At 37.8% G+C, this 13,960-nt stretch carries 10 protein-coding genes and 1 other annotated feature; all 10 genes read right to left on the minus strand.

The features are described from left to right. Positions 1-77 precede the first annotated feature (77 nt). Positions 78-1,001: an orotidine-5'-phosphate decarboxylase gene (gene pyrF / locus CHB72_RS05605; protein WP_089281889.1), complete on the minus strand. Its 924-nt coding sequence runs from the start codon at positions 999-1,001 to the stop codon at positions 78-80. Positions 1,002-1,022: 21 nt separating this feature from the next. Beyond that, positions 1,023-2,315 (minus strand): dihydroorotase, encoded by a 1,293-nt coding sequence (locus CHB72_RS05610; protein ID WP_089281890.1) that lies wholly within the window; start codon positions 2,313-2,315, stop codon positions 1,023-1,025. Between the two features lie 433 nt (positions 2,316-2,748). Beyond that, the gene (locus tag CHB72_RS05615; protein WP_089281891.1) at positions 2,749-3,555 is read right to left on the minus strand and encodes a sugar phosphate isomerase/epimerase family protein; all 807 of its coding nucleotides are present in this window, start codon (positions 3,553-3,555) and stop codon (positions 2,749-2,751) included. A gap of 160 nt (positions 3,556-3,715) precedes the next feature. Next, positions 3,716-4,795 (minus strand): tartrate dehydrogenase, encoded by a 1,080-nt coding sequence (locus tag CHB72_RS05620; RefSeq protein ID WP_089281892.1) that lies wholly within the window; start codon positions 4,793-4,795, stop codon positions 3,716-3,718. 21 nt (positions 4,796-4,816) lie between these two features. Further along, a complete protein-coding gene (serA, locus tag CHB72_RS05625; protein WP_089281893.1) occupies positions 4,817-6,403 on the minus strand; it encodes a phosphoglycerate dehydrogenase in 1,587 nt (528 codons plus the stop codon). Between the two features lie 225 nt (positions 6,404-6,628). Then, positions 6,629-6,834 (minus strand) — a binding site (T-box leader). Positions 6,835-6,909: 75 nt separating this feature from the next. Beyond that, positions 6,910-8,001, minus strand: coding sequence for an ABC transporter permease subunit (locus tag CHB72_RS05635; protein WP_242975045.1), 1,092 nt, complete (start codon positions 7,999-8,001; stop codon positions 6,910-6,912). Continuing rightward, the gene (locus CHB72_RS05640; protein WP_089281895.1) at positions 8,001-9,044 is read right to left on the minus strand and encodes an ABC transporter permease subunit; all 1,044 of its coding nucleotides are present in this window, start codon (positions 9,042-9,044) and stop codon (positions 8,001-8,003) included. Before CHB72_RS05640 ends, CHB72_RS05635 begins: the two co-directional genes overlap by 1 nt. A gap of 1 nt (position 9,045) precedes the next feature. Then, positions 9,046-10,647 carry a sugar ABC transporter ATP-binding protein gene (locus CHB72_RS05645; RefSeq protein WP_334293324.1) on the minus strand — a complete coding sequence of 534 codons (1,602 nt, stop codon included), beginning with the start codon at positions 10,645-10,647 and terminating at the stop codon, positions 9,046-9,048. Between the two features lie 102 nt (positions 10,648-10,749). Further along, positions 10,750-11,901, minus strand: a complete 1,152-nt coding sequence (locus CHB72_RS05650; RefSeq protein ID WP_089281896.1) for a DUF3798 domain-containing protein — start codon at positions 11,899-11,901, stop codon at positions 10,750-10,752. Between the two features lie 464 nt (positions 11,902-12,365). Continuing rightward, a complete protein-coding gene (locus CHB72_RS05655; RefSeq protein ID WP_089281897.1) occupies positions 12,366-13,955 on the minus strand; it encodes an NAD(P)/FAD-dependent oxidoreductase in 1,590 nt (529 codons plus the stop codon). Positions 13,956-13,960: the final 5 nt, after the last annotated feature.

The following is a 13,960-nucleotide window of genomic DNA, read 5'->3' on the forward strand; positions in this document are numbered from 1 at the left end:
ATATACTAAGCTACATTTTTAACCCAAGGGCGAAACTGTAGACCGTGTATATTAAAATTTAATTCTCACATATTATGTTAGAATAATTTCTGCAAATCTTCTTTCATATCCAATACTGCTGCTCTAGCCGCTAAGGAAAATTCTTCTTCCTTATATAGGGATTTATATGGCGCTTTACTATAAGCTGCAATGATCCCCCTAGAGGAATTAATGATTGCTCCTAATCCATCTTTGTTGAAATATCCTTTTAAATCCTCAGCAGTGGCTCCTTGAGCTCCATAGCCTGGTACTAAGAAATAAGTACTTGTCATAATGCTACGAAGTTTTTCTGCCTGTTGAGGATGAGTTGCTCCTACTACTGCCCCGATAGAGCTATAGCCTCTTGCTCCTATGAAGGCTTCTCCCCATTGCTGCACCATTTTTCCCACTCTCTCATAAAGCTTTTCTCCCCCTATATTCAAATCCTGTATCTCTCCACTGTTGGGGTTAGAGGTTTTAACAAGAATAAATAATCCTTTATTATAGTTCTTACAGTGCCCTAGATAAGGTTCAATGGAATCATACCCAAGATAAGGGTTTAAAGTGATGGTATCCTCTCTATAAACAACATAGCTCTCCTCCTCTATTTTCACCCTGCCAATATGTCCATCTGCATAAGCTTCAGCAGTGGAGGCAATATCACTTCTTTTAATATCTCCTATAACAATTAATCCCTTTCCTTTAGCATACTCCACCGTATCAATATAAGCTTGTATCCCTTCTGCCCCGTACTGTTCATACATGGCTATCTGGGGCTTCACAGCTGGAATTAAATCACATATTCCGTCAATGATTCCCTTATTAAACTGTAAAAAAGCCTTTGCTGCTGCCCTTGGAGTTTTCCCATATAGGTTATAGGCTTCCTCTTTAATATGGGAAGGTATTAAATTTAATCTAGGGTCTAAACCTACTACAGTTGGATTTTGTAATTCTTCTATTTTCTTTATCAGCATGTCTATCATCTATATAACCTCCTATATCTATTAACGTTTTATTAGCTCACCATGATCTACTACTACTTTTCCTCCAACGATGGTAGACTTTACCTTTCCCTTTACCTCTTTCCCATGGAAGGGGCTGTTTTTACCTTTTGAAACAAAGGTGTTTACATCAATGTCATAGGAGGCTTCAGGATCTATAATCGTTATATCTGCAGTCTTACCGACCTTCAGTATTCCCTTATCTATCCCAATCAATTTAGCAGGATTGGTGCTCATCTTCTCTATCATTTGCATAGGAGTTAACACCCCTTTATCTACCAATTCTGTAATAGTTAAGGCTACTGCTGTTTCTAATCCTACAATCCCAAAAGCTGCTTCTTTATAGGAAACATTTTTTTCTCTTTCATGGTGGGGCGCGTGGTCTGTCGCTATGATATCTATAATGCCATCCCTTAATGCTTTTTTTATTTTTTCTACATCTTTATAGGTTCTTAGAGGGGGATTCATTTTTGTATTGGTATTTTCACTGGTTACTGCTTCTTCTGTTAATGTAAAATGGTGGGGACATACCTCTGCAGTGACATTTTTCCTTTTTTTCTTTGCATCTCTAAGAATATCTACCGTCCCCCCTGTACTGATATGACAAAGGTGCAACTTTACGTTGTAGTTTCTTGCTAAAAAGATATCTCTAGCAGCAATAATTTCCTCAGAATCTGAAGATATACCCTTTATCCCTAATTCCTTTGACCTTTCTCCGTCATTCATGACACCATCACCAGAAAGATAATGATCTTCACAGTGAGAAAAAACCGGTATTTTGTATTGCGCCGCCAGCTCCAACGCCTTCTTCATCAAAGTGCAATTCATCACGGTCTTTCCATCTTCACTGATCCCACATACCCCTGCCTCTGCCAGTTCCTGAACATTTGTCAATTCCTTGCCTAACTGCCCTTTGGTAATGGCCCCTATAGGTAATACATTGACTATAGCTTCCTTTAAAGATTTTTGCTGAATATATTCTACAATAGCTTTACTATCTATAGATGGATTTGTATTGGGCATACAGCATATGGTTGTAAATCCTCCCTTGGCAGCGCTTTGGCTTCCCGTTTCTATTGTTTCCTTATGCTCAAAACCGGGCTCTCTTAAGTGCACATGAATGTCAATTAATCCTGGCACTACCCAACAATTCTTGGCATCTATTAAATAATCTGATTTGGTGTGTATACTTTTTTTAATTAAAATAATTTTATCATCTTCTATCAATAAATCCTTTACCTCGTCAGTATTAGAAATAGGGTCAATTACTCTTCCATTTTTGATCAATAGTTTCATTTGCACCTCTCCCTTACTGTTTTAATAAACATATACTTAGATGTTTGAATTTCAATATACAAAGGGCTACATTTGCAGTCCTTGGCGAAGTTTTTCCGCCAAGGGCAAAACCGTAGACCGTGGATATTAAAATTCATAAGCGCATACCTTTAGCCCTTAGCTTTTAACCTAATTACCACAGAAAAACAAAAAGGACAATAAAAAGATTATTATTTAACAATCTTTTTATTGTCCTTCAATTTTTTTATGGATATACTAAATACTTGAAATATATTTTCTAACATACTTGTCATGATCATCATCCTTCCTGGCCTCTCTGGACCAATTTAAAGGTATACACATGCTTATAGATTATACATTTGAAAGTATGTTATCATAGGTTCATAGTCATTGTCAATGATTAATTCTTGTTTTTATCGGTTTTTATCTGAGCTTATTTTAGAAGCTTCTCTAGATTATCTCTTGATATCAATGCCTTCTCCACTGGTCTAACTTCCAATACAAAGGATGTATCAATTTTTTCCAGAAGTCCAAAATAATATAGGAAATCTATTTTTCCATCTCCGATTACCTGATGATCCTGTTTGCCGTTATGATCATGGATATGACAATTTCTTATATATTGCATATTTTTCAAGAAAAAGGCTTCATTTTCTGGTTGTCCATAGGAATGCCCTATATCCCATGTGAGATATAAATCTCCTTGAGGTAAGACTTCCTCCAGTACTTCTCGAATCATACCATTAAAATTTCCTACATTTTCAATACAGGGTAAAATCTTTCCCCTGGCATGCTCCCTTATTTCCTCCAAAGCCTCCTTAAATAAACCTGCAAATTCCTCGACATATACATCCTGCAGGAAAATTTTGCTATCGGTTTGTGTAAAACAAACAGAGGCTCCCGGATGAAAGGTAATCTTTGCTCCTCCTATTTCTCCTCCAAAATCCATACATTCCTTTAATCTTTCTAATCCTGCTCTTCTTACAGAGGGATGTAGCTGATATAGAGGCATATCTTCAGGAGCATGGAAGCTTAGGGCAATGCCCTCCTGCTCTACCCTTTCCTTTATTTTCTGTCTCTCCTCCTTACTATAGCTCTCCGGAAAAAAAACTGGTACATTTAGATTCAGCTCAATAGCAGAAAATCCTTTTTCTACTGCATAATCAATCACGGTAAAAATGTTTTCTTCACCTAATGTCGCTGCATAAGCTATTCGATTCAATATTTTTTTACCATCCATTCATTCATCACTCCTATTTATTGAGGCAGATTATCTATAGGCATGTGACTAAGAATTTTAATATACACGGTCTACGGTTTCGCCCAAACCCAGGGCTGCAAATGTAGACCTTAGTATATTAAAATTCAAATCTACTGTCATATCTCTATATATCCTAACCTTAACCTAAAAGCATTTTTAGCTTTTGACACACTGCATCCCCTACTTCATGGGTTTTAGCATTTCCCTTTAAGTCTGGTGTCAATGTCTTTCCTTCTAATAATACCCCTGTAATGGCTTCAATAATCGCCTCTGTATCGGGATCCTCTAAAAGAAAATCCAACATCATTTTTGCTGTCCAAATCATAGCTATAGGATTGGCAATTCCCTTATCCTTTATATCTGGCGCTGAGCCATGAACTGGTTCAAACATAGAGGGATATTCCTTTTCTAAATTCAGGTTACCGCTGGCGGCAAAGCCTAATCCTCCTTGCAATGCTGCCCCTAAATCAGTAATAATGTCTCCAAAGAGGTTGGAAGCCACTAATACATCGTAGGTTTCTGGCCTTTGAAGGAAATACATGCTTACGGCATCCACATGATTTGTTTCTGTTTTAATGTCTTGGTATCCCTCTGCGATTTCCTTAAAGATTTTATCCCAAAATACCATGCTATAGTTCAACGCATTGGATTTCGTAACATTGGTTACTTTATTAAATTTATTTCTTTTTTGTGCCAGCTTAAAGGCATAATCCATTACTTTTTCCGTGTTTTTTCTAGTGAAAACTCCTGTTTGAATGGCTATTTCCTCTGGCATATCTGGGAATCGGATTCCACCTACTCCTGCATACTCCCCTTCAACATTCTCACGAATTACTACAAAATCGATATCCTTTGGTCCTTTATCCTTTAGGGGACAAGGTGCCCCTGGTAATAGCTTTATAGGTCTTAGATTGATATATTGGTTAAAGCCCTGTCTTATTTTAAGAAGCAATCCATGAAGTGAAACATGATCTGGCACCGATGGGTCCCCCACTGCTCCTAATAATATGGCATCAAATTCCTTTAGAACTTTCAAACCATTGGCATCCATCATATTTCCTGTTTTTAAATAATACTCGCAACCCCATGGAAAATATTGATACTCAAAGCTAATATCTCCTTTAATAGCAGCAAAAGTGTCTAATATCTTAATGCCTTCTGCCATGACTTCGTTCCCTATACCATCCCCTGGAATAACAGCTATCTTAAATTTTTTCATTTTTTCTCATCCCCTATCTCTTTACAGCTTAACAAGATTAATTTTCAAAATACCTTCCACATTGCCAATCATGTTTAAAGTTTCTTTGTCCACTTCTGAGTCTACCGTTAAAAACATCATAGCCTCTTGCCCTTTAACGTTTCTACTTACCTGCATGGTAGCGATATTTACCTTGCTAGCGCCTAATAAAGTACCAATTTGTCCAATCATACCGGGCTTATCAGTATTATTCGCTACTAGCACATAAGGTGTAGGGGTTGCATCAAATTCAAAACCATTCACTTCTACAATTCTAGCATCCTTCTTACCAAATATGGTTCCTGCTGCTGTAAAGGTCTTCTCTTTCGTAATAATATTGATTCGAACTTTGTTCATGTAATCGCCATTTACCGTCTGCTTACTTTCCACAACACTTATACCCCTGTTCTTAGCTGTTAACCTAGCGTTCACATAATTTACTCGTTCTTTAAGTATCGGTTCGAAAACCCCTTTTAATATTGCTAAAGTAACTGCTGACGTTTCCATATCAGCCACTGTACCGCTATAAATTACCTCTATTTTTTCAATAGGCTTCTTTTCCAGCTGATGATATAGCTTCCCTAATACTTCCCCTAGCTGCAAATAGGACTTTAGCGCTTCTAACTCCTGGTGCTGTAGGGTTGGAAGGTTTACTGCATTCGGCACCATCCCGCCCTTTAAGGCACTGATCACTTCTTGGGCAATCGTCACCCCTACGTTATTTTGTGCTTCTACCGTATCTGCTCCTAAATGAGGAGTAATAATAACATTATCTAAATCTAATAATGGTGATGTGGTATTTGGCTCATTCACCAACACATCTATTCCTGCACTAGCTACGATACCCTCTCTAATGGCTTTGACCAGGGCATCCTCATCAATAATTCCACCTCTTGCACAGTTAACAACCCGGACACCTTTTTTTGCTGTTTTAAATTCTTCTTCTCCAATCATGCCAAAGGTTTCTTCTGTCTTAGGCGTATGGACTGAGATGAAGTCTGATTTCTTTACTAAGTCACCAAGCTTCTTTATTTTCTCAACACTAAATTTACTAAATCGTTCATCTGTAATATAGGGATCATAGGCAATAACCCTCATTCCAAAAGCTTGCATTCTTGTGGCTACCAATGAACCTATTCTACCTAATCCAACAATTCCCAATGTTTTTCCCTGAAGCTCTGTCCCTTTAAAGCCACTTCGATCCCAATTTCTGTTTTTTATAAAGCTATTAGCTTGAGGAATATTACGGCATGATGCAATAAGTAGTCCTATCGTATGTTCCGCCGCAGATACTGTATTGGCTTCGGGAGTATTGACTACGATAATTCCTCGATTTGTCGCCCCCTCCATGTTAATATTATCTACTCCATTTCCAGCTCTACCCACCACCTTTAGATTGGTAGCATGTTGATAAAATTCTTCATCAATTTTCGTAACACTTCGGACTACAATAGCATCGTAGTTTTTAATAATATCCAGTAGCCTTTCTCTATCTACACTTAACTGTATATCAACATCTATTTCCATTCCAGAGTTTTTTAAGGCCTCGATACCTTTTTCAGCAATTTTTTCCGTCACTAACACCTTCATGTGTTTTCCCCCTTTAAAATTATATTTCTACTTCAACTCCTCTGGTCCTCCTGTTCCTGCCGCTTGAGAACCAATTATCATGCTTCAGATTTGAAAGATCCTCTCTAGGTTTTCATTGAGTCTTTTTAACAACTTTCATCCCTCCAACCTCCTATTTATTACATTATCTCATTAACGTGGTAAACTATTTTTATAAATAAAAAACTCCCGTTCTTGGCCTAAAAAGCCAAGGACGAGAGCTATACTCACGTGGTGCCACCTTGTTTTGTCATAAAATATTATGACCTCAAATTCAATAACGGTATTAACCGGAACGGGTTTTTTCCCCGTCTGCTTGGGAGCGGATTCAACAGTCTTTGGTACCAATTTCCACCTAACATTGGCTCTCTATAACCTTATCCCCGTTTACTATTCTCTTTCATAGCATTTTGGCAACTATGTAACTGATATATATAAAATATATCCTACTACGATTCATACCCTTTGTCAAGAATTTTTTTTAAATTTTATTTCTTTCCTCTTTTTTGCCAAGCATGTAATAATAGCGCCAATCCTATAACTCCATAGGCAACAAATACTCTGAAGAATTCTCCAATTTGGCTATCCCCCATTAAGTTTTGTCCCGCCATTGGAGATATAATGAATAGCATATGGAAAAGGAAGGTTCCCAATAACGCCTGTCTATAGGTAGCCTTTGTAACAGAAGCACCACCAATTAATAAAGATGCTACAGCAAAAAGTCCTACCTGTTCGTGACTTCCATAGGTGTTTAAGGTACCAATATTTTGAAGAAAAATAATTTGTCCCCATGCTGCTAGAACTGTAGAAATAATGATGGCAGTAATCCTTGTTCTGTCAACATTGATTCCTGATACTTCAGCTATATGCATATTCTGTCCTACAGTACGCATCTCTTGGCCTAACTTGGTTCTTAAGAAAAAGGTTAATGTCAAACACAATAAGCCTACTACAATAATGGTGCTCATAGGAACAGTTAATCCTTGATATGGCCTAATTTTCCAAACATTGTCCAACGCCTGTCGAACGCCGATCAAGTCTACACTATTTCTAACTCCCATCCCCGTAGATATAATCAGCTTCTCGGTTTTAAAGGGAATAATGGTGCCAGCAAACACCAAAAATACCAGTTGGTATACACCATTTGCAAAGAAACCTAGAATCATACTGGTAATCATTTCTTTACCTTTAGCTCTATTTAAAACCTGTCCTACCAAATAACCAAATACAATAGCTAAAGGAGTAGAAACTAGAAAGGCTATCAAGAGACCGCTTAATCCTCCTAAAGAGTGGTCTGTAACAAAGACTAAAGCAATCTGTCCAGCTATAGCTCCTAATACAATTCCAAAATTTAATCCCATCCCTGCTATAACAGGAATGATTAAGGATATTACCAAGAAGGAGTTCCTAGCTAGTCTTGTAATTACTTCGTTCAATACGAAAGTGAATTGAAGTTCTGACAAATTATAACCAATTCCACATAGAACTATAAAGACAATAGGTACAATGAATCGGAAGATATAGTCTGATGTCATCTGTCTTTTGGTTTTTATCTCATCTAGTTTCACATTCTGATCCATTAGGCTAAGTCACCTCCTGTTTTTCTCGTTAAGGCATAAAGAATAATGCCGTTCTGAACAATCATTCGAATAACCTCTGACATATTTCCATCGGCTAATATATTGAGCACAGGAAGGGCCACAACCAATAAAGCTTGGAACAAGAAAGTTCCTATAATAACATGAGAAATTTTAACTTTTTTGATCGATGCGCCGCCAATCAATATCGCTGCGACTGCAGGCATAGCAGAGTAAAGAGGTGCATTATACAGCTGTAAAAAACCAAAGGATTGACTGTAAACAATAATACCGATTGCTCCTAGTATTGTTGACAGGATTACCCCTAATATTCTCTGTTGATTTACGTTAATTCCAGTGGCGGTTGCAAATCTTTCATTTGATCCAGCAGCATTCATAATAACACCGCTTTTAGTTTTTCCAAAAAACCATACTATAAGGCAACATAAACCAAAGAATAGCAACAATCCCGTAGGCACCTGAACACCCGCAAAATTGAAACTTAAAAAGCTGTTCAAAACTTTATCTATAGAGGACTCAAGAGAAACTGTAACCCTTAAGCCGCTACCACCAACAGCCCAAATTAATTCTGGACTTCTAAAGGGGGCCAACAGCCAAAAGATACACATCGCCGATACAACAGAAAAACCTACATAGGTTCCTACTGTCATCTCCTGGCCCTTCATTCTATTCAACATTTGCCCATAAAAATAGCCAACAATAGCAGCTAAAGGGATCGCCACTATTAATGTAATGAAAAGACCTGTAAATCCAGTTAGTTTAAATTCTATACTAATTAAAGCTCCTATCAATCCACATACAATCCCTAAAGGAAGAGCAAAGTTCAAACCTACCCCAGCTCGAATAGCCGGCACCATAGCCAGTACCAATATACCATTCATACCTATACGGGTAAGGATATCCCCAATAAGTCCAGGGATGGGTATCGACAGCATAGCCGCCATAATAGAAAGGATAAATAAAAATCCTCCAATGATCAGTCTAGGATATCCTACTTTTTCTACGAAATTTTTAAAGCTCTCCATCCTATGATACCCCCTCTTTGCCGTATTCTCCAGCCATCATCAAACCAAAATCAACATCGCTGGCATTAGGAGCTAAAATCCCCTCTAGCTTTCCTTCAAAAATGATGGCAATTCTATCAGAAATCGAACGGAGCTCTGCCAGTTCACTGGAGGTGATAATAACTGTCATCCCAAGTTCCTTGTTCAGCTTAACTAGCAAATCAAGAACAATCTTTTTAGCGCCAATATCAATGCCTCTTGTAGGTTCTGATACCAAAATGATATCTGGATCCAATGTCAATGCCCTAGCTATACAAACTTTTTGCTGATTACCGCCACTAAGACGACGGGTTAACTGCTTTGGCCCTGTACACCGGATATCCAACTCCTTAATCATGTCCAAAGCATGCTCCCTAACCATCTTTTCATCCATCATGCGAATAGCGGCTGTTTTCTTAATAAATTTTTCCTTTATTTGAAGTGCTGAAATAGCAATATTGTGTTCTATCGAATCGTCTAATAATAAGCCTACACCTCTTCGATCCTCCGTTACAAAAGCAACGCCTAAGTCCAATGACTTTTTAGGCTGATTTAAAGGAAGCGACTCACTATTCTTCAAAATTTCACCTTTTGTAGGATATAGCCCCATAATACCATTAGCAACACCAATTTTCCCTTGGCCTCCTAAACCACCAATACCTAGAATTTCACCTCTTCGTACCTTTAGGTTTAAGCCCTTTACCACCTCTCCAGGCATATCTACATAAAGATCCTTTATATTTAAAATATAATCCTCGTCTTCTGTTTCCTCTTTAAAGATTTTGTCCATATTGGTGCTCTCGATTTTTCTACCCACCATCAACTCAGCAATTTTATGAACATCAGCATCCTTCGTTATTAAGTTGCTAACAACTTCTCCATCCCTCAATACAGTAATGTTATCCGTTATTTCTATAATTTCATCCAATCTATGGGAAATAAACAAGATTGCAATCCCCATATCTGCTAATTTCCGAACAATTTTCAAAAACCTATCGGCTTCTGATTCCGCTAAAACAGCTGTAGGCTCATCAAATACCAATAGTTTTAAATTGTCTTTATCGATTTCCCTAGCGATCTCTACGAACTGCATATATCCTACTGGTAATCCTGCTACCGGCAGCCATTCATCGATGGACATTCCTAGCTTATCTAAGGCCTCACGGCTATCCTGTCCCATTTTCTTGAAGTCCAAGGTTTTCATTTTAGGCCCTAATATCCGACTAAATAAGTTGTCTTTTGTTATTTCTCTATTTAATTTAATATTTTCCGTAATACTAAAACCTGGGATTAGCATAAATTCTTGATGCACCATACCGATCCCCAGCTCCATCGACTCTTTAGGAGACTTGGGGTTAGCAACCTCTCCATCGATTAAAATATCTCCTTCATAGCCTCCTGTGCTATGAATCACAGGCATGCCAAAAAGAATGTTCATCAAAGTCGATTTTCCTGCACCATTTTCCCCTACCAAGCCATGAATTTCACCAGCCTTGATATTAATATTGACACCCTTTAGCACCCTATTACCGGAATAGTCTTTACTAACATCCTTCATCTGTAATAAATATTCTGCTGTCAACACTGTTCCCTCCTTTGACAAATGAAGTCCTAAATATTGAGGTTGCCAAAGGGCAACCTCAATAGAATTTATCCCACTATTTTCTAAGAAACTTAGTTTTATTTCTTAGAATATTTCTAACTCTGCAACAAACATCAAGAAGTTTGGTAGACCATCTAATGCAGTTACCTCAACTTCTCCACCAGTTTCTTGAGCTAATAGCTCTGTCATTTTAGCTACATCAAATTTATCTACTTCTCCCTTAGCATAGGCAACACCATATTCTACTCCAGCTCTTACCATAGCCATACTAGCAGGTGCTTTCCAAGTAGCCATTCTTCCACTAGCACCAGCTTCTCCAACCTTATTCTTGATTTGTGATAACATGAAGGCAACATTTCCAGCCTCTTCTGTAGGAACTTCGATTCCTAAAGCTCCTGGATATGCATGATATGGGGATGGACAGCATTGCTCTGTAAATACTGCTCCCTCAGTCATAATAGAACGAATCATTGGTTCCATCATAGCGCAGTTGGTTCCAAAGAATACAGTATCTTTTCCATTAGTCGCTACCTGTCTTGGAATATCTTCTAAAATAAACAGTTGTGTTCCTGGGATACCAGCATCACCAGTTGGATCTGGGGCATCTACTTCAATAAATTTCATACCTAATTTATCTGCAGTTTCTCTAAAGATATCTCTACGTTGAGATAAAAGCTCATAAGACATATGTCTTGGGAAGGAATAATGTACAAAGGTTTCTGCTCCCATTTTTTGAGCATTTTCTACAATTGTTCTACCACGGGTTAATTGATCAACGTCTAAAAGAATGTCTGCACGAGCTGCTATCATATCTGGATCCTCATGAGGATTACCCACTATAAATACAATATCATCTCTTGTTTCTTTGATTGTATCAATAGCTGCTGCTGTTCCAGGTACAGCTTGAACAACAACAATGGCCTTCACTTCTGGATCTGCTGCTAAAGCAACGATTTGAGCAATCGTAGTTTCTTGCTCCTGCATAAATCTGTCAGGATATGTAACGTGCTTGATCACATCAGCACCATATCTAGCTACCATTTCTTCTGCAGCTCGAAATTCTTCTTCGTTTTGAGAAACAGTTGAAGTTGCTAAACCAATTTTAAAACCCAATCCTTCGCTAACTGCTGGTTCTTCACCATCTTCCGGTGCAGCTGCTGGTTCATTTTGACCACAGGCCACTAGACCAAATACTAACAGGCCAATCATCAACAAAGCTAATAGCTTTTTAAACATAAAAATTTCCCCCTTATTTTTAAAAATGTTGTTTTGGAAATGCTATAATCTCTTTTCCCACCACTCCTTTCACATGATTGTATATAGTTTAGTAGCTTAATAATTTCTTCTCGTTACTAGAAATTCAAGCTAATAAAAACTCTTGCATAACTAATAAATATACAGCCCTTATAAAGGAACAAAACCTTCCTGAGGAAGATCTTAAAATTATTTTCATTGAATTTTCAGATTGTTTACACAAGTATTATATACTCTGTATCCATGTATATTAATCTTGTTTATTATTATCCTTCAGACTTTAGATATTATAAATCAAAGAATCTCTCTTACAGACTGGAATGTGTCAAATGGCACAGTTTGTACTATTTGACACGTGTTTATTTGTATATAGTTTATCTTATCACCATTAAAAAATCAACTAAAAAATTTGAATCTTTAAAAAATTTTTAGTTGATTTTATTTTTTTATAAATTATATTTTCCAGCTATAGCTTCTGCCACCTTTATTCCATCTACAGCAGCTGAAATGATACCCCCTGCATATCCTGCCCCTTCTCCACAGGGATACAGGCCTTTTAAATTACTTTGATAATCTTCATTCCTCTTAATGCGAATAGGTGAAGAGCTTCTTGTTTCGATTGCTGTCATAACTGCATCTCCCATTTGAAACCCATGAAGCTTTCTATCGAGAGCAACAATAGCTTCCTTCATAGTATTTACTACAAATCCTGGAAGGCATTGTCTCAAATCCGTTAGTACTACGCCTGGCGTGTAGGAAGGTCGAACTATTCCTAACTCTTTAGAGGGTTGATTTTTCAAAAAATCCTTTACTAACTGAGCTGGAGCTCGATAGTTTCCTCCTCCAGCTTCAAAAGCTCTTTGCTCCCATTTTCTTTGAAAATACATGCCAGCTAGTGGATGCTCGCTCTCAAAATCCTGGAGATCTACTCCAACCAGCAAAGCACTGTTGGCATTTATCTTATCTCTTGCATGTTCACTCATACCATTCGTGACCACGCCTCCGTTCTCAGAAGCAGCCGCCACCACCTGCCCTCCAGGACACATGCAAAAAGTATAGGCAGAGCGTTGATTTGCACAGTGATGAGCTATTTTATAATCAGCAGCTCCGAGTCTAGGATGATTTGCATAATCTCCATATTGGCTCTTATCTATCAAACTTTGAGGGTGTTCAATCCGCACCCCAATAGAAAATGGTTTTTGATGAATTTCCACTTTGTTTTTATAAAGCATCTCAAAGGTATCCCTTGCACTATGTCCAATAGCCAATAACACAGCTTCTGTTTCAATGGTATTCTTCCCATTAATGACAACTCCCTTAATCGCTCCATCCTGTATTATAAAGTCTGTTACCTTCTTGCCAAATAATACGGTTCCTCCTAATTCTATGATTTCTTGTCTTATATTTTTCACCACATCCCGTAGTATATCTGTGCCTACATGAGGTTTACTGACATACATGATTTCTGGAGGTGCTCCAGCCTTCACTAATTCCTCTAAAATTTTCCGACATCGTATATCTTTGATTTGTGTGGTTAGCTTCCCATCAGAGAAGGTTCCGGCTCCTCCTTCTCCAAATTGTACATTCGATTCTGGGTTTAGATCTCCTTTCCTCCAAAATTCTTGGATATCCTTTGTTCTATGATCCACATCTTTACCTCGTTCTAACAGGATAGGATTGTAACCCATCTGTGCCAAAATCAAACCTGCAAATAGCCCCGCTGGTCCTGTTCCAATAATTACGGGAGGCTGTTCAAGCTTAACTTTCCCTCTATCTACAAATTTGTAATTCATATCAGGAGTTAAGATGATTTTCTTATCCTTTGTTCTTTTTAATAGCTTGTCTTGATTTTTCACCTCTACGTCTACCGTATATACGAATTCCACCCTATCCTTTCTTCTAGCATCGATGGACTCCTTATAAATAGTATAGTCGATTAAGTCTTCTTCTCTTATCCTTAGTTTTTTAAATATAGTTGCCTTCATATCAGTCTTTTCCTGATCAATCGATATTTTAATATCTGGTACACGAATCATGGCTC

Origin of the sequence: Anaerovirgula multivorans (assembly GCF_900188145.1) — a bacterium.
Taxonomy (GTDB): domain Bacteria; phylum Bacillota; class Clostridia; order Peptostreptococcales; family Natronincolaceae; genus Anaerovirgula; species Anaerovirgula multivorans.

What these genes read in the sequence shown, in the direction of transcription:
- pyrF (WP_089281889.1), bottom strand. Translation starts at nt 1,001, where the DNA reads ATGATAGACATGCTGATAAAGAAAATAGAAGAATTACAAAATCCAACT.
- CHB72_RS05610 (WP_089281890.1), bottom strand. Translation starts at nt 2,315, where the DNA reads ATGAAACTATTGATCAAAAATGGAAGAGTAATTGACCCTATTTCTAAT.
- CHB72_RS05615 (WP_089281891.1), bottom strand. Translation starts at nt 3,555, where the DNA reads ATGGATGGTAAAAAAATATTGAATCGAATAGCTTATGCAGCGACATTA.
- CHB72_RS05620 (WP_089281892.1), bottom strand. Translation starts at nt 4,795, where the DNA reads ATGAAAAAATTTAAGATAGCTGTTATTCCAGGGGATGGTATAGGGAAC.
- serA (WP_089281893.1), bottom strand. Translation starts at nt 6,403, where the DNA reads ATGAAGGTGTTAGTGACGGAAAAAATTGCTGAAAAAGGTATCGAGGCC.
- CHB72_RS05635 (WP_242975045.1), bottom strand. Translation starts at nt 8,001, where the DNA reads ATGGATCAGAATGTGAAACTAGATGAGATAAAAACCAAAAGACAGATG.
- CHB72_RS05640 (WP_089281895.1), bottom strand. Translation starts at nt 9,044, where the DNA reads ATGGAGAGCTTTAAAAATTTCGTAGAAAAAGTAGGATATCCTAGACTG.
- CHB72_RS05650 (WP_089281896.1), bottom strand. Translation starts at nt 11,901, where the DNA reads ATGTTTAAAAAGCTATTAGCTTTGTTGATGATTGGCCTGTTAGTATTT.
- CHB72_RS05655 (WP_089281897.1), bottom strand. Translation starts at nt 13,955, where the DNA reads ATGATTCGTGTACCAGATATTAAAATATCGATTGATCAGGAAAAGACT.